The sequence below is a fragment of the Clostridium sp. UMB9555A genome (assembly GCF_030222355.1).
Taxonomy (GTDB): Bacteria; Bacillota; Clostridia; order Clostridiales; family Clostridiaceae; genus Sarcina; species Sarcina perfringens.
In genome coordinates, this window is sequence record NZ_JASORQ010000001.1 from 559,432 (window position 1) to 579,307 (window position 19,876).

The 19,876-nt window shown below is 28.9% G+C and carries 18 protein-coding genes and 1 other annotated feature; of the genes, 12 read left to right on the plus strand and 6 right to left on the minus strand.

All coding sequences use genetic code 11. From position 1 onward, the window contains the following. The first annotated feature begins 111 nt into the window (after positions 1-111). The 7 genes from recA (at position 112) to QP548_RS02640 (ending at position 7,515) form a co-directional block, all read left to right on the plus strand. The gene (recA, locus tag QP548_RS02610) at positions 112-1,170 is read left to right on the plus strand and encodes a recombinase RecA (protein WP_061428768.1); all 1,059 of its coding nucleotides are present in this window, start codon (positions 112-114) and stop codon (positions 1,168-1,170) included. Positions 1,171-1,518: 348 nt separating this feature from the next. Beyond that, positions 1,519-3,054, plus strand: coding sequence for a ribonuclease Y (rny, locus tag QP548_RS02615; RefSeq protein WP_003459753.1), 1,536 nt, complete (start codon positions 1,519-1,521; stop codon positions 3,052-3,054). A gap of 217 nt (positions 3,055-3,271) precedes the next feature. Further along, positions 3,272-3,532, plus strand: coding sequence for a stage V sporulation protein S (locus QP548_RS02620; RefSeq protein ID WP_003459803.1), 261 nt, complete (start codon positions 3,272-3,274; stop codon positions 3,530-3,532). 151 nt (positions 3,533-3,683) lie between these two features. Then, a complete protein-coding gene (locus QP548_RS02625; RefSeq protein ID WP_061428767.1) occupies positions 3,684-4,877 on the plus strand; it encodes a pyridoxal phosphate-dependent aminotransferase in 1,194 nt (397 codons plus the stop codon). A gap of 94 nt (positions 4,878-4,971) precedes the next feature. After that, entirely contained in the window at positions 4,972-5,232 is a 261-nt protein-coding gene (locus tag QP548_RS02630) for an HPr family phosphocarrier protein (RefSeq protein WP_003459789.1), read from the plus strand. Positions 5,233-5,474: 242 nt separating this feature from the next. After that, complete coding sequence (purB, locus tag QP548_RS02635) at positions 5,475-6,905, plus strand: adenylosuccinate lyase (RefSeq protein WP_003465733.1); 1,431 nt, start codon at positions 5,475-5,477, stop codon at positions 6,903-6,905. 280 nt (positions 6,906-7,185) lie between these two features. Further along, a complete protein-coding gene (locus QP548_RS02640) occupies positions 7,186-7,515 on the plus strand; it encodes a single-stranded DNA-binding protein (protein WP_003459777.1) in 330 nt (109 codons plus the stop codon). A 36-nt stretch (positions 7,516-7,551) separates the two neighbouring features. On the opposite strand, the gene QP548_RS02645 is transcribed toward QP548_RS02640, so the two are convergent. Further along, positions 7,552-8,166 (minus strand): 3'-5' exonuclease, encoded by a 615-nt coding sequence (locus QP548_RS02645; protein ID WP_003459802.1) that lies wholly within the window; start codon positions 8,164-8,166, stop codon positions 7,552-7,554. A 221-nt stretch (positions 8,167-8,387) separates the two neighbouring features. Between QP548_RS02645 and QP548_RS02650 the strand changes: the two genes are divergently transcribed. The 3 genes from QP548_RS02650 to QP548_RS02660 all read left to right on the plus strand — a co-directional run bounded on the left by QP548_RS02650 (position 8,388) and on the right by QP548_RS02660 (position 11,972). Beyond that, complete coding sequence (locus QP548_RS02650; protein ID WP_061428766.1) at positions 8,388-9,767, plus strand: PhoH family protein; 1,380 nt, start codon at positions 8,388-8,390, stop codon at positions 9,765-9,767. 204 nt (positions 9,768-9,971) lie between these two features. Further along, positions 9,972-10,592, plus strand: coding sequence for a site-2 protease family protein (locus QP548_RS02655; RefSeq protein WP_061428765.1), 621 nt, complete (start codon positions 9,972-9,974; stop codon positions 10,590-10,592). Positions 10,593-10,757: 165 nt separating this feature from the next. Continuing rightward, complete coding sequence (locus QP548_RS02660; protein WP_061428764.1) at positions 10,758-11,972, plus strand: CapA family protein; 1,215 nt, start codon at positions 10,758-10,760, stop codon at positions 11,970-11,972. A 99-nt stretch (positions 11,973-12,071) separates the two neighbouring features. On the opposite strand, the gene QP548_RS02665 is transcribed toward QP548_RS02660, so the two are convergent. Beyond that, on the minus strand, positions 12,072-13,580 hold the full coding sequence (locus QP548_RS02665) for a Ppx/GppA phosphatase family protein (RefSeq protein WP_061428763.1): 1,509 nt from the start codon (positions 13,578-13,580) through the stop codon (positions 12,072-12,074). 173 nt (positions 13,581-13,753) lie between these two features. After that, positions 13,754-13,960, plus strand: a binding site (T-box leader). A gap of 101 nt (positions 13,961-14,061) precedes the next feature. Here QP548_RS02665 and argS point away from each other — a divergent pair. Next, positions 14,062-15,759, plus strand: a complete 1,698-nt coding sequence (gene argS, locus QP548_RS02670; protein ID WP_061428762.1) for an arginine--tRNA ligase — start codon at positions 14,062-14,064, stop codon at positions 15,757-15,759. A 45-nt stretch (positions 15,760-15,804) separates the two neighbouring features. Here the strand turns inward: argS and QP548_RS02675 are convergent, their stop codons facing one another. The 3 genes from QP548_RS02675 to QP548_RS02685 are packed head-to-tail and all read right to left on the minus strand — an operon-like array spanning position 15,805 to position 17,988. Continuing rightward, positions 15,805-15,954 carry a FeoB-associated Cys-rich membrane protein gene (locus tag QP548_RS02675; RefSeq protein WP_003459783.1) on the minus strand — a complete coding sequence of 50 codons (150 nt, stop codon included), beginning with the start codon at positions 15,952-15,954 and terminating at the stop codon, positions 15,805-15,807. 14 nt (positions 15,955-15,968) lie between these two features. Next, positions 15,969-17,732, minus strand: a complete 1,764-nt coding sequence (gene feoB / locus QP548_RS02680; RefSeq protein ID WP_061428761.1) for a ferrous iron transport protein B — start codon at positions 17,730-17,732, stop codon at positions 15,969-15,971. Between the two features lie 37 nt (positions 17,733-17,769). Further along, positions 17,770-17,988 (minus strand): FeoA family protein, encoded by a 219-nt coding sequence (locus tag QP548_RS02685; protein WP_061428760.1) that lies wholly within the window; start codon positions 17,986-17,988, stop codon positions 17,770-17,772. A 185-nt stretch (positions 17,989-18,173) separates the two neighbouring features. Here QP548_RS02685 and QP548_RS02690 point away from each other — a divergent pair, with 185 nt between their 5' ends. Then, on the plus strand, positions 18,174-18,857 hold the full coding sequence (locus tag QP548_RS02690) for a ribonuclease H-like domain-containing protein (protein WP_003449676.1): 684 nt from the start codon (positions 18,174-18,176) through the stop codon (positions 18,855-18,857). Positions 18,858-18,913: 56 nt separating this feature from the next. On the opposite strand, the gene QP548_RS02695 is transcribed toward QP548_RS02690, so the two are convergent. Further along, the gene (locus tag QP548_RS02695; RefSeq protein ID WP_061428759.1) at positions 18,914-19,768 is read right to left on the minus strand and encodes a ComEC/Rec2 family competence protein; all 855 of its coding nucleotides are present in this window, start codon (positions 19,766-19,768) and stop codon (positions 18,914-18,916) included. Between the last annotated feature and the right edge of the window lie 108 nt (positions 19,769-19,876).

A 19,876-nucleotide genomic window follows, 5' to 3' on the forward strand; every position in this document is an offset into this window, starting at 1 on the left:
AATTATTAAGGCATGAGGTTCTTTTAAGAACTTCATGTTGATGTTGACTTTTTTTTTGTATATATTATAATAATAGTAGAACTTATGTTCGGTTATTTAAGGAGGTTACGTATGGCAAATATAGATAAAGATAAATTAAAAGCTATTGAGATGGCTATGGGTCAAATAGAGAAGCAATTTGGAAAGGGATCAGTAATGAAACTTGGCGAGCAAGGAGCTCCTCAAATGGATGCTGTTTCTACTGGATGTTTAGATCTTGATATAGCTTTAGGAATCGGTGGAGTACCAAGAGGAAGAATTATTGAGATATATGGACCAGAAAGTTCAGGTAAAACAACGGTGGCTTTACATGTAGTAGCAGAAGCGCAAAAATTAGGGGGAGCAGCAGCGTATATAGATGCAGAGCATGCTTTAGACCCAGTTTATGCAAAAAGATTAGGTGTTAATATAGATGATTTAGTAGTTTCACAACCAGATACAGGAGAACAGGCTTTAGAGATAACAGAAGCTTTAGTTAGATCAGGAGCTATAGATGTTTTAGTTGTGGACTCAGTTGCGGCTTTAGTTCCAAGAGCGGAAATTGAAGGTGAAATGGGTGATTCTCATGTTGGTCTTCAAGCTAGATTAATGTCACAAGCTTTAAGAAAGTTAACAGGAACAATCAACAAATCAAACTGCGTAGTAATATTCATAAATCAATTAAGAGAAAAAGTTGGTATAATGTTTGGTAATCCAGAAACAACACCTGGTGGTAGAGCATTAAAGTTCTATGCTTCAGTTAGAATGGACATAAGAAGAATAGATTCAATAAAACAAGGTGACGGAATAACTGGTAATAGAACAAGAGTTAAAATAGTTAAGAATAAGGTTGCTCCTCCATTTAAGCAAGCTGAATTTGATATAATGTACAATGAAGGTATATCAAAAGAAGGTAATATAGTAGACGTTGGAGTAAAAGAAAATATAGTACAAAAGAGTGGTGCTTGGTTCTCATATGGAGATATAAGATTAGGCCAAGGTAGAGAAAATGCTAAACAATATTTAAAAGAGAATCCAGCAGTTGCTTTAGATATAGAAAATCAAATAAGAGAAAAATATTCTCTTCCTTTAGCTAAGGCTGTTGAATCAGTAGATGTAGAAAAAAATACAGAAGAGTCTGTTGAAAGTTAATAAAAAAAGATAAGGATTTCCTTATCTTTTTTTTATAATTTAATCACTGTTTAATAATTCTAACGTGTGAATTTAAAGTTTTATGAATATGTTAACATTAATAAAATTTTAAAGCTTTTTTAGAATATAAAAAACTAAAAAAAGCACAATATAACTAGTATTATAAGGGAATAATTTTAGCTTTCTAGCATATAATATACGCAAGGGGTAACCTTGACATAAGTTTAAAATTACTATACAATAATAACAAATACTGGTTTATCATATTCAAAAAATTACAGTGAGAATAGTATGACACCTTTCTACGCGAAGTGTTTTTATAGAGAGAATAAGCGAGGAGGTGTTTATATGGTAGTAGGAATACTTATAGGAATAATAATATTAGGGGTAGTAGGGTTTATTCAATACACTCTTATACAAAAAGCTTCAAAAAATAGGGTGGAAAGCTTAGAAAAAGAAGCTAGTTTAACACTTGAGGAGGCTAAAAGAGAAGCTGAATCAACAAAGAAAGAAGCCATATTAGAAGCTAAAGAAGAGGTGCACAAACTAAGAGCAGATCTTGATAAAGAAACTCGTGACAGAAGAAATGAGATTCAAAGGTTTGAAAGAAGACTTATCCAAAGGGAAGAGTCATTAGATAAAAAAGGTGAAATGCTTGAAAAAAGAGAAGATAGCATAAACAAAAAATCTATAGAGATTCAAGAACTTGAAGAACGTGTACAAAATTTATACGGTGAACAAAGAGCTGAACTTGAGAGGATTTCAAATCTTTCAAGTGAAGACGCAAGAACATTATTATTAGATGAAGTAAGAAGAGAAATAAAACATGAATCAGCTATGCTGATCAAAGAACTTGAGACTAAGGCCAAAGAAGAAGCTGACAAAAAATCAAGAGAAATAATTACTACTGCTATTCAAAGATGTGCAGCAGATCATGTTTCTGAAACTACAGTACATGTTGTTGCCCTACCTAATGACGAAATGAAAGGAAGAATCATTGGTAGAGAAGGTAGAAATATAAGAACTTTAGAAACATTAACAGGAGTTGATTTAATAATAGATGATACTCCAGAGGCTGTTATTCTTTCAAGCTTCGATCCAATAAGAAGAGAAGTTGCTAGAATAGCTTTAGAAAAATTAATTGTAGATGGAAGAATTCATCCAGCTAGAATTGAAGAAATGGTAGAAAGAGCTATTAAAGATGTAGAAAATGACATTAAGGAAGAGGGAGAACAAGCAACTTTCGAAACTGGTGTTCATGGATTACATCCAGAAATAATTAAGCTTCTAGGAAGACTAAAGTACAGAACAAGTTATGGTCAAAATGTTTTAAAACATTCAATAGAGGTTTCATATTTAGCGGGATTAATGGCATCTGAATTAGGTTTAGATGTAAATCTAGCTAGAAGAGCAGGTCTTTTACATGATATAGGTAAAGGTGTTGACCAAGAATATGAGGGTCCTCATGCTGTTATAGGTGGAGAACTTGCAAAAAAATATCATGAGTCACCAGCTGTGGTAAATGCTATAGCAGCCCATCATGGTGATACAGAAATGCAAACTCTTGAAGCAGTACTTGTTCAAGCAGCAGATGCTATATCAGCAGCTAGACCTGGTGCAAGAAGAGAAACTTTAGAAGCTTATATTAAGAGATTAGAAAAATTAGAAGAAATAGCTACTTCATATGAAGGTGTAGAAAAGTCATATGCCATTCAAGCTGGAAGAGAAATTAGAATTATGGTTAAACCAGATCAAGTTGACGATGCAGGGGCAATTGAGATGGCGAGAAATATTGTTAAGAAGATAGAAGAACAATTAGAGTATCCAGGTCAAATCAAGATAAATGTAATAAGAGAAACCCGTGCAGTTGACTATGCTAAATAAATGAATATGTAAAATACATTTTGGTTACAAAATGTATTTTTTTAATTAACTCTACTGAAATCATTCAGTAGAGTTTTCTTATTATTTAAAATAAAAAATAAAATATTTTATCTATTTAAGAAGGAATTAGAGAGTTTATATAGAATATTATTAGGTAAAGGAAAACGTTAACTATTAAATGTAAACGTATCCTAAAAAGATCTAGGAGGTTTATATAATGGAAGTATTAAAGGTATCAACTAAATCAAATCCTAATTCAGTAGCAGGAGCACTAGCAGCCATAATAAAAGAAAGAAATACTGTGGAGATACAAGCAGTAGGAGCTGGAGCTATAAATCAAGCTGTAAAGGCTATAGCTATAGCAAGAGGTTTTGTAGCCCCAAGTGGAAAAGATATAGTTTGTATTCCTGCATTCACAGACATCGAAATTGATGGTGAAGAAAGAACAGCTATAAAGCTTATAATACAACCAAGATAAAGTTTATAGAGGAACTAAGTTTGGTAAATAAATAGATACTGCTATGAGTATTTTAACTTATAGCAGTATTTTTTATTGGTTTACTTTAAATAATAAAAATGATATATTGGAAGCGTAATAAATAAATTTAAAGCAGTAAAGAGGGGATTAGATGATATTATCTAGAAAAGCACAAAATATAGGGGCATCACTAACTTTAGCCTTAACAGCTAAAGCAGGTGAATTAAAAAAAGAAGGAATAGATGTAGTAAGCTTTGGAGTAGGTGAGCCAGATTTTAATACACCTAAAAATATAATAGAAGCTGCCACTAGAGCTATGGAAGAAGGAAAGACAAAGTACACAGCCACATCTGGAATAGTAGAATTAAAAGAGGCCATAGCAAAGAAATTACATGATGATAATGGACTTAACTATGGAACTAAAAATATAATTATCTCAACAGGAGCTAAACAATCTTTAGCTAATGTATTTATGGCGATTTTAAATCCAGGAGATGAGGTTATAATACCAGTACCATATTGGGTAAGTTATCCTGAGCTAGTTAAATTAAGTGATGGAGTTCCTGTTTTTATAGAAACAAAAAAAGAAAATGATTTTAAGGTTACTTATGATGAATTAAAATCAGTTTTAAGTGAAAATACAAAGGCAATAGTGATAAATTCACCAAACAATCCAACAGGAACTGTATATTCAAAAAAAGATTTAGAAGTTATTGCGAAATTTGCTGAAGAAAATGATCTTATAATAATTTCTGATGAAATATATGAAAAACTTATATATGGAAAAGAAAAACATATAAGTATTGCTTCATTAAGTGAAGATGCTTTCAAGAGAACAGTAGTTATAAATGGATTTTCAAAGGCTTATGCAATGACTGGATGGAGAATTGGATATGCAGCTTGTTATGATGAAGAGCTAATTAAGGTAATGAATAATGTTCAAAGTCATATGACATCAAATACAAATAGTATAGCTCAGTTTGCTGCCTTAGAAGCCTTAAACGGAGATCAAGAAACTATAAAGAATATGGTTAAAGAATTTAGTTTAAGAAGAGAACTTATGATAGAACTTATAAGTGGAATTGAGGATCTTACTTTTATAGAGCCTAAAGGTGCTTTTTATGTAATGATTGATGTGTCTAAGGTTCTAAAAAAAGCTAATATAAAGGGTTCAATGGAATTTGCAAACTTATTACTAAAAGAGGAAAATGTTGTTGTAATACCAGGTATAGCTTTTGGGGAAGATAACTTCATACGACTATCTTATGCTACATCTAAAGAAGAAATAATTAAGGGCTTAAAGAGAATAAAGAAATTTGTTAATAAATTTATGAATAGGGATTAATCTTTTCTTAAGTTGTTGAAATTTTCTAAAAAAATGAGTATAATTAAGAAGTTAGTATTATTAAATAACAAATAAAAGTAAAGAGGTGTTTATAATGGTAACTAAAGAAGTTATAGTTAAAAATTCAACAGGATTACATGCTAGACCAGCAACTTTACTAGTAAAAAAAGCTTCAGCTTTCAAATCAGACATAAGCTTAGAGTACAATGGAAAAAAAGCTAATGTTAAGAGCTTAATCGGAGTTTTATCATTAGGAGTTTCTAAAGATGCTAATGTTAAGGTTATCGCTAGTGGTGATGATGAAGCTTTAGCAGCTGAAGAAATAGCTAAGTTAATCGAAAATTTAGAAGAGTAGTCTTCGTAAAAGGATTCCTAATGGAATCCTTTTATTTTTATAAATTTATTTTAATAATTTTTTATGGTTTTTCAAAAACTATAAGTAAGATACGTACATTAAAGTCTAAGTTATAGGGATTTTGTGAGTAATAAAGGTGAAAACACGAATGATAGATAAAAAATGGATAAATTTATTTATAATAAACTTATCTTATGATATAATAAATTTAAATTAGCATTTCTACTTTAGGAGGGTACAAAGTGAAAAATTTATATAGCACACCATTGAATTCAAGATATGCGTCAAAAGAAATGTCATATATTTTCTCAGATGATATGAAATTCTCAACATGGAGAAAATTATGGGTTGCTCTTGCAGAGGGTGAAAAAGAATTAGGATTAAATATAACTAACGAGCAAATAGAAGAGCTTAAAAGTCATATTTCAGATATAAATTACGAAGAAGCAATAAAAAAAGAAAAAGAAGTTAGACACGATGTTATGAGTCACGTTTATGCATATGGACTTCAATGTCCTTCAGCAAAAGGTATCATACATTTAGGAGCAACAAGCTGCTATGTTGGAGATAATACAGATGTAATAATAATGAGAGATGCATTATTATTAATAAAGAAAAAAATAGTTGCAGTTTTAAATAATTTAAAAAGATTTGCTTTAGAATATAAGGATATGCCTACTCTAGGATTTACTCATTTCCAACCAGCACAGCTTACTACTGTAGGTAAGAGAGCTACATTATGGATGCAAGATTTAGTAATGGATATGGAGAACATAGATTTTCTATTATCAACTTTAAAATTAAGAGGGGTAAAAGGAACTACTGGTACTCAAGCAAGCTTTATGAATCTTTTTGAAGGTGATGAAGAAAAGGTTAAGGCTTTAGATAAAATCGTTGCAGAAAAAATGGGATTTAAAAAGAGTTTTGGAGTTACAGGTCAAACTTATCCAAGAAAATTAGATTCTATAATTTTAAATACATTATCAGAAATTGCACAAAGTGCATATAAATTCTCAAATGACTTAAGATTACTTCAAAGTATGAAAGAAATAGAAGAACCATTTGAAAAAAATCAAATAGGGTCATCAGCTATGGCATATAAGAGAAATCCTATGAGAAGTGAAAGAATGGGAGCATTAGCTAGATATGTTATAGTAGATGCCTTAAATCCAGCTATTACGGCTTCAACTCAATGGTTTGAGAGAACATTAGATGATTCAGCTAATAAGAGAATTGCAGTAGCAGAAGCTTTCTTAGCTTTAGATGGAGTTTTAAATCTTTATATAAATATTGCTGAGAATATGGTAGTTTATGATAAGGTTATTGAAGCTCATGTAAATCAAGAATTACCTTTCATGGCGACTGAAAATATAATGATGGAATCAGTTAAAAAAGGCGGAGATAGACAAGAACTTCATGAAAGAATAAGAGTTCATTCTATGGATGCTGCTCAAAGAGTTAAAGGAGAAGGGCTTAATAATGACTTAATAGAAAGAATAATAAATGATCCTTCATTTAATCTTTCTAAAGAAGAAATTATAGCTATAATAGATCCAGTTAAATTTGTTGGTAGAGCTCCAAGCCAAGTTGTAGAGTTTATTGATGAGTATGTAAACCCTATAATAGAAGCTAATAAGGATGCAGCTAGCTTAAGTAGTGATATAACAGTTTAATATAATATAGAGCTATTAAAGATTTATCTTTAATAGCTCTTTTTTATGGAAACAATTAAAAATTTCATAAAAATATTTATGAATTTTTACTTTGAGTTTTCATATAACTTTTGACTTAAAAAAATTATAAAGATGAAAATAATATTTAACATTTATAATAAAGAATAAATTTTTATGTTATATTAAATTGATTTGTTAAAAATTTTTTAAAGAACACATGTTTGAGACTCTTAAATCTGGTCAATACTTTAGGTAAATCATAATGAAGGAGATGAAAAGCATGAATAAAGTGGATCTTATTGGAAGAGTTGCTACTAAAATAGAAGTTAAGGAATCTAAAAATAAGAAAAAATATGTTAGATTTAGAATAGCTGTTAATAGTTTTAATGGAAGAGAAGAAACAACTACATTTTTAAGTGTAATTACTTGGAGTAAATCTACAGTGGATTTCTTAGAGAAATTTGTAAACATAGGAGACTTAGTATCTGTAAGTGGAGAAATAGTAGAAAGTAGATACGAAAGTGAAAGTGGAGAAGTTAGATATTATACAAATATACAAACTTCTAATATAAATCTTCTTAATAAAGCAAAGGAAAAAGAGATTTCATAGTAAAGAAAAAAAGATATATTGTGAAAATATATCTTTTTATTTTGCTTCTAAAAGTTTTGTAAAATAATTTCTTGGAATTAATCCTTTTTTTATACCGTTTATAACAGTAAGATAAGTTGCTGCTGTATCAAATCTAGCATCATGATAGTTTCCACTACCTTGGAAATATTTATTAGCAGTTTCACTTATTTCAGAATCAGTTATATTTAAGTGTTTGATTACTTCTTCAAGTTTAGGATTTTTATAATCTCCAGTAGGTCTTAATATTTTACAAATATCTTTATAATATTTCATAGTACAAAATACGTTGTTAGGTTCAAAGAACTCTCCAAGACCTAGTAATTCATGTTTTAAGAATTTAATATCAAACTGAACGTTATGACCTATTATAAAATCTGCTTCTAAGAAGTCATTTATGAAATCAGCATAAAGATCTTCAAAGTACATTCCTTCACTTAATTCATATAATTTCTCTAAGGAAAAACCATGGATTCTTTCAGCTTCTGGTTCCATTTCATCAACTGTAAAAAATATATTTTTACCTATTGTTTTTTGAGGTTTAGTTGAAGTGTCTACAAGGATATAACTAAGCTGACATATGCTTCCAGGTTTGACTCCTGTAGTTTCTGTATCAAAAAAAAGTAATTTCATTATTTAAGGCCTCCCATATTCTAATGTCCATATAATAGTATAAACTAAAATTTTTATTAATAAAATCTAATTTAAAATTTATATATTATAGATTATAGAAATTTTGATTATAAAATATCAATATTTAAGAATTATATTGAGTATTCTTAAATATTAATATATAAACAAATGAAAATCAAGTTTGATTATTATAGCTGTATTATTCTAAAGGAGTGATTGTTTTGAAGAAAACTTATATATTAGATACCAATGTATTGCTATATTCACCAGGAGCTATATATTCATTTGAAGATAACAATGTTATTATTCCAGAGGTGGTTCTAGAGGAATTAGACAATATTAAAAAAATGAATAATGATTTAGGAGCTAATGCTAGGCATGTTGCAAGAGAATTAGATAAACTTAGATTAAGTGGGTCATTAAGCGAAGGAGTTGATTTACCTAAAGGCGGAAAGCTTAAGGTGGTTACTAACTTTTATAATACTGAAATACCAGAAGCATGGAATATAAGCAAGCCTGATAATAGAATAATACAAATTTGTAAGGCCTTAAAGGAAAAGGGAGAAGATGTTTGTTTAATAACTAAGGATATATTTGAGAGAATAAAGGCTGATACTGTTGGCATAAAATCAGAGGATTTTTATGAGGTTGTAGTTCCAGAATTTGAAGAACAATATAGTGGAAGAATGGAAGTTTACACAAGTTCTGAATGTTTAAGTAAATTCTTTAAAAATAAATTTATGGAGAAAAAAGATTTAACTTCCTATGATGAAGAAAATAAGTGCTATGTGGAACCAAAATTAGAGATTAATCAATTTTTAATAATACACTGTAATGACAATGATAAACAAACTGCTTTAGGAAGATTTGATGGAAAAGTTATAAGACCTTTACTTTATAAAGATAGCAATAATATTATGGGAATAAGCCCTAGAAATGTTGGTCAAAAATTTATGCTAGAATGTTTGAGTATGGATGCTAAAAAGGCACCTTTAGTAATTATAAAGGGACCAGCAGGAACAGCAAAAACTTTATTTTCATTAGCTGTGGGATTACAAAAGATATTAGAAGAGGAAAGTGGACAATATAGAAGGATTTTAGTTTGTAGACCTAATGTAACAATGGATGAAGAAATAGGGTATTTGCCAGGAACTGAGCAAGAAAAAATAGCTCCATTTATGAGACCTATATATGATAATTTAGAGATTTTAATAGATTCAGATGAGAAAGAAAGATATTCAAATGAGAGAGAGTTAAATGATAAAATAGAGGAGCTTTTTGAAAGAAAGATAATAACAACAGAGGCTGTGGCTTATTTAAGAGGAAGAAGCATAATAAAGAATTGGATTATAATAGATGAAGCACAAAACTTAACACCAAAGCAGGTTAAAGCAATTATAACAAGAGCTGGAGAAGGATCAAAAATAATACTAGTTGGAGATCCAGAGCAAATAGATCAAGCTTTCTTAGATTCAAGAAGTAATGGACTTTGTTATGCTTCAGAAAAGATGAAAGGAAGTCATCTTTGCTACCAAGTTACCTTAAAATATGATGAATGTGAGAGAAGTGAATTAGCTTATGAAGCTGCAAAAAGATTATAATATTTAGAATTTTAAGAGGTTTCTTACTCCTAAATAGGGAGGAAAGGAACCTCTATTTTTAAATGTTTAGAGAAACATATAATCTTATTTGTAGAAAAATATTCTGATATAAAAATTAAAATTAATAAATTATTAAGTTTACCGAATAATAAATTCAAGAAATTTATGGTATAATTTAAAATACAAAATAAGGAGGTCTTGATTATGCAATTTTTATTAGATGCGTTTCTTAGTATTCCAGCAATATTAATAGCTTTTTCAGTAAAAGAGTATACTCGTGCTAAAATGGCAGATAAATTAGGAGATAAATCACCAAGGTTTAAAGGGGAATTAACCTTAGATCCATTAAAGCATGTTGATATAGCTGGTGCCTTAATGATGGCTTTCTTTGGATTTGGTTGGAGTAAATCTGTAGAGATAAATAAATATGCATTTAAAAATCCAAAGAAGGATGCTCTTAAAGTTAACATAGCTGCATGGCTTTCAAACTTAGTTGTTGCCATAATTGGAGTAATACTTACAAGTTTATACTTAAGATTTTTTGGTTTAAGAGGAGATCTTTCTCAAATTATATTTTTAATGTTACAATATATAATAATATTAAATGTAAACTTCTTTGTATTTAATATATTACCACTTCCAGGTCTTGATTGTTTTAGAATTTTAGAGGATCTTAAGCCTCAATTATTCTATAAGTTATCTGGAATAGTATATAAATATTATTATCCTATACTTATAGTTATAATACTTCTTGGAAGATATGTATTAGCTATACCATCTCAATTGGTTATGGCTTTTGTATATTCTATAGGTTTATTTATTTAAGAATAATTTAAAATTTATAATACTTTAGTTAGATTAGGTTAATAATTTGAAAATAACTCTTGATTTATAAGTTGTTTTCAAATTTAATATCTAATCTAATTTTTTTTATGGAAAGATAATTGAAATAAAATGTAAAAATATGGTAATATATAGAGGGGTGAGAATATGATAAGAATGTCTAAAAAAATTAAAGTAATTTTAGCCTCTCTACTTATTGTTTGTTCTGTTTTAGTAATAAATAGTATTATAAGCAATAATGTTGTAACGACAAAGGGAGCTAGTATTGAGGAAAAAGAAGTAATTAAGGAGAATGATAAAAAGGGATTTTTTAATAGGTTTAGCTTAGGAAGAAAGGTTAATATAAGTGCTGTAGGAGACATAATATTACATGATGAACAAATATGGTCTGCATATAATGAAGAAAATAAGGCCTATGATTTTATGAATAATTTTAAGTATGTAAAGAACTTCATAGAAAAAAGCGATATAGCCTATGGAACAATTGAGGGAACTTATGCTGGAGAAGAAATAGGGTATTCTGGTTATCCTAATTATAATGGGCCAGATTCCATGATAGATGCTTTAAAGGATACTGGATTTGATATTATAAATGTAGCAACGGATCATTCTTTAGATAAGGGGTTAGAAGGAGTTAGTAAAACTGGAGAAAAAATAGATAAGGATATGACTTCTATTGGGAATAAGAAGTATATTATTAAGAAGATAAAGGGAATAGAAATAGGATTTACCTCTTATACTTATGAGAGCAAAGAGGGAGAGTTAAATGGTCATAAAATTCCTGAAGATATTAATTTAAATACTTTTTCTTATAATAAATTAGATAAGGGACTAGAGGAGATGAAAGCCTTAGTAGAAGAGATGAAAAATGAGGGGGCTGAGTTTATAGTCTTTGGAATGCACTGGGGTATAGAATATAACACTGAGCCTAGTAAATATCAAGTGAAAATTGCTGAAGCCTTAAATGAATATGGAGTTGACTTAATATTAGGAAGTAATCCTCATGTTGTACAACCTATAGAAGAAATAGAGGGGAAAGATGGACATAATACCTTAGTAGCTTATTCTTTAGGTAATTTTATATCTAATCAAAGACTAGAGACTATGGGAGATAGAAGAACAGCTGATGGTGTTATATTAAATTTAACCTTAGATAAGAGTAGAAAAGGGGTTAAAATAGAGAAATGGGATTACACTCCAACTTGGGTATATAAGATTCCAAGAGAAAATAAAAAATCAGATTATTATATATTACCAGTTGAAGAGACTTTAAATAGTGAAGAAGGAAAAAAACTAGATAAGGAAACCTTAAATCAGTTAAATAAGTCTTTAGAATCAACTAAATCTATAGTAGAAAAATAAAGTTTATTAGAAAGTAGAGTGCTTTAAGCTTAAATAAATTTAGGGGTGTAAGTTTAAAAAAAAGTTTATGGGAAACTATTCTCCCATAAACTTTTTTATTTAGGCTTTTTCAATAACTAGATTTTTATTATAAACTTCTTTAAAGGCTTTAGAACTTCTTCTAGCTTGACGAAGCTCTAATTCTAAATCATATTCAGAATGAAGTTTTAAATTAACAGTATCTTCGTTAATTATTACATCAACATTTTCTACATGGCCAGTTAATCCTCTGTCTAAGCCTTCAGCAAGCTTAAGAATAACTCCTAAATACTCTACATGTTTTACGTCTAACCTATTTATTATAGTTGAATATTTAGCAATTGGAGCTTGGAAAGAGTTATTTCTATGGTAAGCGGCACATAATGCACTTAATAATATTTCCTTATGAGTTAATCCGCTTATATGAGAATTTAAAATAACATAAAATGAGTGTACATGGTGATCATAATATCTTATGCTTATACCACAATCATGAAGTAAGGAGGCTGTTTTTAATATATTCTTAAACTCATCTCCTAAATGATGAAGTGGTTTTAAACCTTCAAATAGTGAAAAAGCAAGTTTACATACATTTTGAGCATGAGGAATATTTATGTTTAAAGTATCCATAATTCCTTTTAAACTTACATCTAAAATATCATCATAAGTATGGAATTTATCTATTATATATTCATATATAAGTCCTTCTCTAAGACCACGACCACATATTATTACTTCATTAGTATTTGTGAAGCTTAAAACTTCTTTTATTAAGTCTGTAGAAGCAACTATGACATCAGCTCTAGCAGGAGAAAGTCCTTCAATTTTTTGTCTTTGACGAAGATTTTTACTTTTTAGTAGATGAAACATCTCATCAATATCATAGTCATAAAGAACATAATTATGAACTATATCAATAGGATATCTTTTTCTACGTCTATCAATTTTTCCTAGGTTTCTGAAAGAACCTCCAACACCTATAACAGATTTAAATGAATTATCTTTAAGCCAATCTATTTTTTCAAGGTGTTCCTTAATATAATTAACACAGTTTGTATTATTTTCATATCCAATCATGTCGTTTAATTGGAATAAGGATGTTAAAGTTACATATCCAAAGGGTAGAGTAACTTCTTTATAAATTTCGCTGTTTTTTAACCAACATAAGTGAGTATTATTTCCGTTTATATCTAAAAGAAGAGAATTATCTATATAAAGAGAATTTTTAGCTCCTAAAAAGTTATAATGAATTTCTTCTTCATTAGATAATATTCTAAGGTCTAATCCAAGTTCTTTTTTTATTATTTCTTTAAGATTAATTTTTTCATCTACATTTTTAATACTTTCAGCACCTATAAGTATAATTTTTGATGCACCACAGGATATGCACATAGATTTAAAAGCTTTTATAGATGAGATTGTAAGCTTAATTTTCTCTTCGTCTAAAACAGAGCAAGCGAAGAAATCAGAGCCAAGTCTTATATGCTCTTTTAATTCATCAATTATTTTAAAATATCCAGACTTCTCAACTTCAGCAAGTGTTAATCTTACAGAGTTAGAGCCTATGTCTATTACTCCTATTCTATCCATTTCTTTTCCCCTCTACTTGTTTAAAATATAATTTGATTATAATACTGATACTATAGAATTTCAAAGAAGTTTTCAATGGATATTTCAAAATAAAATATTATTAATAATAAATGAAAGATGATATTGACAGGGTTTAAGGTAAAATACTATAATAAGTTAAGAAAATATAATATAAAAAGTCTGTGAAGAGAAGAGTAGTCTTTATGATTTCTTAAGCGAGTAAGGGATGGTGTAAGCCTTATAGAATAGTTTAGATGAAGAGAGCCTCTGAGATTGCATTTTAATAACTTATATTTTTATTAAAGTGTCGCTTATGCGTTAAATTATAAAGTGGGTTTTTAACCAATTAGAGTGGTACCGCGGATATATCCGTCTCTTTGTTACAAAGAGGCGGTTTTTTATATTGTAAATAAATTTATATTTTGGCAATAATGTCATTATAATATATGTTTTAAAATCAGATAAAATAAGGAGGACAATTATGGATTACAAAAAGTTAGTTGCAGAAAGAATTAAAGAACATGTTGATCTAGAATTAGAAAACATAGAAAAACTTATAGAAATACCACCTAAGCCAGAAATGGGAGACTTTGCATTCCCTTGCTTCCAATTAGCAAAAGTTATGAGAAAAGCTCCTAATATGATAGCAGCTGAATTAGCTGAAAAGATAAATAAAGAGGGATTTGAAAGAGTAGAGTGTTTAGGACCTTACTTAAACTTCTTTGTTGATAAAGTAGCTTTCTCAAAAAATATAATAAGCAAAGTTTTAGAAGAAGGAGATAAATATGGTTCTTCTAAAATAGGAGAGGGAAAAAATGTTGTAGTTGAATATTCATCACCTAACATAGCTAAGCCTTTCCACGTTGGGCATTTATTCACAACAGCTATAGGACATTCATTATATAGAATGTTAAACTTTGAAGGATATAATCCAATAAGAATAAATCACTTAGGAGACTGGGGAACTCAGTTTGGTAAGTTAATCTCAGCTTATAAAAGATGGGGAAATGAAGAAGCTTTAGAAGAGGCTCCAATAAATGAGCTTTTAAGAATATATGTTAAATTCCATGATGAAGCTGAAAATAATCCAGAACTTGAAGATGAAGGAAGAATGTACTTTAAGAAGCTTGAAGATGGGGATCAAGAAGCTGTGGCTCTATGGGAAAGATTTAAAGACTTATCTTTAAAAGAATTTAATAAGATATACGGTATGCTAGGAGTAGATTTCGATTCTTGGGCTGGAGAAAGCTTCTATAATGATAAGATGGATACAGTAGTAGAAGAATTAGAAAAGGCTAATATATTAACTGAGAGTAATGGTGCTAAGGTTGTAATGTTAGATGAATACAATATGCCACCTTGTATAGTTGTTAAATCAGATGGAGCATCAATATATGCTACAAGAGACTTAGCAGCAGCTAGTTATAGACATAAAACATATAACTTTGATAAATGTATATATGTAGTTGGTAAAGACCAAATATTACACTTTAACCAAGTATTCAAAACATTAGAATTAGCAGGTAATGAATGGGCTAAAAACTGTGTACACATTCCATTTGGATTAGTTAAGTTCGCAGATAGAAAGCTTTCAACAAGAAAAGGTAATGTAGTTTTACTTGAAGACTTATTAAACGAAGCTATAGATAAAACAAGAGAAACTATAGAAGAAAAGAACCCACAATTAGAAAATAAAGAGGAAGTAGCTAAGAAAATAGGTATAGGAGCTATATTATTTACTTACTTAAAGAACTCAAGAGAAAGAGATATAGTTTTTGATTGGAAAGAGATGTTAAGCTTTGATGGAGAAACTGGTCCATATGTTCAATACTCATATGCAAGAGCTAAGAGTATATTAAGAAAAGCTGAAGAACAAAACATAACAGCTGAGCCAGATTTCACAAAGTTAACTTCAAAAGAAGAATTTGAATTAGCTAAAACTTTAGAAGGATTACAAAAGGCTGTAGTTTTAGGAATAGATAAGTTAGAACCTTCAGTTGTAACTAGATATTCAATAGAAGTAGCTAAGGCTTTCAATAAATTTTACAACAACCATACAGTTTTAAATGTAGAAGATGAAGGATTAAAGGCTGCAAGACTTGAACTTATAAAAGCTACTGCTCAAGTTATTAAAAATGCTTTATTCTTAATAGGAATAGATGTAGTTGAAAAAATGTAGTTTATAATAAAAAATAACCAATTCCATTTGGAATTGGTTATTTTTTTACTTCTTATTATCTTTTCTACTAGGACAACTTCCTTTAGATGCACATCCGCTGCAACCACTACATTGTCCTTTAGAGGATTTTTTGAAGTTTTTATATAATATAAACACAACAGCTATTACGATTAAAGCTGTAATAAGAATTTCCATTTAAAACACCTTCTTTAAAAGATTAATAAACCGATATGATAAATTATGAAGGCACTTATCCAAGCAACTAGGAATTGGAATATTACTGATAAAATTGTGAACTTACCACCATATTCTTTTTTCATAACCCCTACAACACTTATACATGGTGTATAAAGTAATACAAATACCATGAATGAGTAAGATGAAAGCGCTGTAAAGAATTGAGGTAACATATGAGTTAAATCACCTTTATAAATAACTTCCATTGTTGATATTATAGTTTCTTTAGCCATTAAACCAGTTAATAATGAAACTGAAGCTTGCCAATCTCCAAATCCTAATGGAGTAAATATTGGAGCTATAAATGAACCTATGTTATATAAGAAACTATGAGTTATATCCTCAACCATTCCAGTAAAGTTAAAGCTTTGAAGGAACCAAATAACAACACTCATTGCAAAGATAATAGTTCCAGCTTTCTTTAAGAAGCTCTTTGATTTATCCCAAAGTTGAGCTAATACAGATCTAACTTCTGGTACTTTATATTCAGGAAGTTCTATAATGAATGGTTCTTCATCTTTCTTGAATAAAGTATTTTTAAATACTAAGCCTAATATGAAAGCTACTAATATACCTAATATGTATAAAGATGCAACAACCATAGATGCATTATCTGGGAAGAATAATCCAGCAAATATTACATATACAGGTAGTCTAGCATTACATGACATAAATGGTGCTAAAAGAGCAGTAAGTTTTCTATCCTTTTCACTTTCTAAAGTTCTAGCTGACATAATAGCAGGAACTGTACATCCAAATCCTGTTATCATAGGAAGAAAAGCCTTTCCTGAAAGTCCTATTTTTCTCATGAACTTATCCATTAAAAAAGCAACTCTAGCCATATATCCACTGTCTTCTAATATTGCTATACATAAGAATAAAGCTAATATTATTGGTAATAAGACTATAATTCCACCTACACCGGCTACGATACCATCAACAAGTAATGATTGGAACCATGGAGCCGTACCTGATAATAGATCACTTAAGTATGGCATTAAAGTATCACCTAAGAATCCATCTAAAGCGTCTGAAATAGGTTGTCCAACCCATGAGAATGTAAATTGGAATACAAAGTACATAAGTGCTATAAATAATGGGTATGCAAGCCATGGGTTTAAAAATATTTTATCTAACTTATCAGTTAAAGTAGTTGAAGAATTACCTGATCTATTAAAGCAGTCTGATAATTTATCTTCAATAAATTTATAAGTATGAGCCTCATCCTTAAATGAGTAAGTATTTTTATCTAAATATTTTTCGAAATTACCTTTATTTAAGAATTCTTTAACCTCATCTAAGCCTTCTTTTTTAGATGCTGTTATTGGAATTACTTTAAGATTAAAAGCCTTTTCTAATTTTTTAGGATCAATTTTGATTCCTTTTTTCTCAGCGATGTCATTCATGTTAAGAAGCAATACTATTGGCTTCTTAAAGTCTTTAAGTTGCATAGTTAAATATAGGTTTCTATCTAGATTAGAAGCATCTACTATATTTAATATTAAATCAACATCTCCAGATTCTAAGAATTTTTTAGATACTTTTTCTTCGTTAGAGAATGTATCTAAAGCATATATACCAGGTAAATCCACTATTTTGTTAGAGTTGAAAAATCCTTCCTTTTTATCAACTGTAACACCTGGCCAGTTTCCTACATGTTGGTTAGAGCCTGTTAAGGCATTAAAAAGAGTAGTTTTACCAACGTTAGGATTACCGAGTAAGGCTATTGTTGTCATTAGTTTTCCCCCTAATTAAATTATTCTATTTTATTTATTATTTTAAAATTATATTTTTAGCATCTTTCTTTCTGATTGCTAAATCAAATCCTCTTAAATTTACTATTAATGGATCACCAAGTGGAGCCACTCTTTTAAGTTTAACTTCTGTTCCTTCTATACATCCTAAAGCAAGAAGTCTTTTAGCTAAACCATCGTGTCCGCATATTTTATCTACAACACCTGCTTGGCCTATTTTTAAATCATATATACTCATCTTAAGCACCTCACTAATGAAAATCATTATCAAATTCATTTAAATTATATCAAGTTACTTGGAATTTGTCAATTGATAAATTCTATTAATTAAAAATTTAATTAATATTTATTAATACTTAACGAAATAATGATATAATGATATAATATTTTTGTTATAAGTTTATATAAGAAAAGAGTGATAGAGTGATCATAAAAGAGCATGAAATAGATATAAATGATTTAGATCTTAGTAATGCCCTATCTTTTAATGAAAATTATGATATATATAAACAGGCTGTATATTTTGATTTAGAACACTATGTATATAAAAAACCAAAGTGCATAGGTGTTTTTGGTGCTGGATATTTTGATGAAGAGAAATCAAAATTCATTACTACTCAGTACATGATAGAGCATAAGGGCGAAGTGAGAGATATTCTTTACTTAGCAAAGAAATATTTTATAATGGTTGCAGCAGAGAAAAAGAAGAAATACATAGTGACTTTTTCTGGAAATAATGATTTTACAGTTATAAATTATTTGTTTGATAAATATGGGATAAACTTTGATTTTAATAATTACTTTAGATCTGTGGATATACAGAAAATTTATGAGCATACTTTTAAGCAAGGGATAGGTCTTAAAGCTTTGGAAAAGAAATTTGGGATTGAAAGAGAAGGTGATGTTCTTTCAGGATCAAATTTAGCAAAAACATTCCATAAGGTTTTAAAGGATAAAGATTATTTTCAAAGAATGCCAAAAGAAAAAGTTGAAAAGATACTTGTCTATAATGAGCAAGATGTTGTAAATTTATTTTACATATTATTAAGTTGGAAAAAGATATTAGTTAATTTAGAAGACAGTGAGAGTAAGGAAAGTGAAAATTAATAGTTTATTATAGTAAATAAAACTATAAAAACTAAAGGCACCAATTATTGGTGCCTTTAGTTTTTATGCTTTTTTATAGATTTTCCATCAGAGGTTAAAATAATAGTTCCATCTTCATCTGTTCTAAAAACCTTAGTTTTATAGGAAGATAATTTTTTAAGGGTTTCTTTTGCTGGATGTCCATATGAATTATCTAGCCCTGAAGAAATTATAGCTATTTTAGGAGAAACTTCTTTTAAAAAGGAATCTGTTGAAGAAGTTGTACTTCCATGATGTCCTACCTTTAACACATCTGACTTTAAATTTTCATTTGATTTAACTGCTTCCATTTCCGCTTCAGTCTCTGCATCTCCAGTAAACAAAAAGGAGGTTTCACCATAATATATCTTAAGGATAGGTGAGTAGTTATTTAGGTTTTCATAGGTTTTATAAGAGGGAGAATATACCTCTATTTTAGTATTTTCACCTAAATCTATAGGAAGAGATTTTGATTTAGATATAGTATTTATATTAAGATTCTTTTCTTTTAGTGCAGTTACCATGTCTTTAAATATATCAGTATTTTCTGTTACTTTAGGTGCACAAAAATAGTCTACATCAAATTTTTTAATAATAGATTCAATACCTCCAATATGATCAGCATGAGGATGAGTGGCTATTATAAAATCAAGCTTCTTTATTCCAAGGTTTTTTAAATATTTTACTAGAGAATTAGTAGATTCAGGAGTACCTGCGTCTATTAAAAGATTTTTACCATTGCTTTGAATTAAAGCAGAATCTCCTTGTCCTACATCTATATAATGGACTATAAAATTCTCATTTGGAATTGAATATGAAGTAGAATATAAAAATATTGATGTTACTAGTATAAATATTAAAAATAAACTAACTTTTTTAGAGGTGATTTTCAATTAAAAAACTCCTTTGAAAATAATTAATCATATAATAGATTATTAACAGATAGTTAAAGGAATAAACTTTAATTTGTAAATTTTATAATTACAATTAAAATAAACAAT

Coding starts and splice junctions, on each gene's coding strand:
- recA (WP_061428768.1), top strand. CDS start 112: ATGGCAAATATAGATAAAGATAAATTAAAAGCTATTGAGATGGCTATG.
- rny (WP_003459753.1), top strand. CDS start 1,519: ATGGTAGTAGGAATACTTATAGGAATAATAATATTAGGGGTAGTAGGG.
- QP548_RS02620 (WP_003459803.1), top strand. CDS start 3,272: ATGGAAGTATTAAAGGTATCAACTAAATCAAATCCTAATTCAGTAGCA.
- QP548_RS02625 (WP_061428767.1), top strand. CDS start 3,684: ATGATATTATCTAGAAAAGCACAAAATATAGGGGCATCACTAACTTTA.
- QP548_RS02630 (WP_003459789.1), top strand. CDS start 4,972: ATGGTAACTAAAGAAGTTATAGTTAAAAATTCAACAGGATTACATGCT.
- QP548_RS02640 (WP_003459777.1), top strand. CDS start 7,186: ATGAATAAAGTGGATCTTATTGGAAGAGTTGCTACTAAAATAGAAGTT.
- QP548_RS02645 (WP_003459802.1), bottom strand. CDS start 8,166: ATGAAATTACTTTTTTTTGATACAGAAACTACAGGAGTCAAACCTGGA.
- QP548_RS02655 (WP_061428765.1), top strand. CDS start 9,972: ATGCAATTTTTATTAGATGCGTTTCTTAGTATTCCAGCAATATTAATA.
- QP548_RS02660 (WP_061428764.1), top strand. CDS start 10,758: ATGATAAGAATGTCTAAAAAAATTAAAGTAATTTTAGCCTCTCTACTT.
- QP548_RS02665 (WP_061428763.1), bottom strand. CDS start 13,580: ATGGATAGAATAGGAGTAATAGACATAGGCTCTAACTCTGTAAGATTA.
- argS (WP_061428762.1), top strand. CDS start 14,062: ATGGATTACAAAAAGTTAGTTGCAGAAAGAATTAAAGAACATGTTGAT.
- QP548_RS02675 (WP_003459783.1), bottom strand. CDS start 15,954: ATGGAAATTCTTATTACAGCTTTAATCGTAATAGCTGTTGTGTTTATA.
- feoB (WP_061428761.1), bottom strand. CDS start 17,732: ATGACAACAATAGCCTTACTCGGTAATCCTAACGTTGGTAAAACTACT.
- QP548_RS02685 (WP_061428760.1), bottom strand. CDS start 17,988: ATGAGTATATATGATTTAAAAATAGGCCAAGCAGGTGTTGTAGATAAA.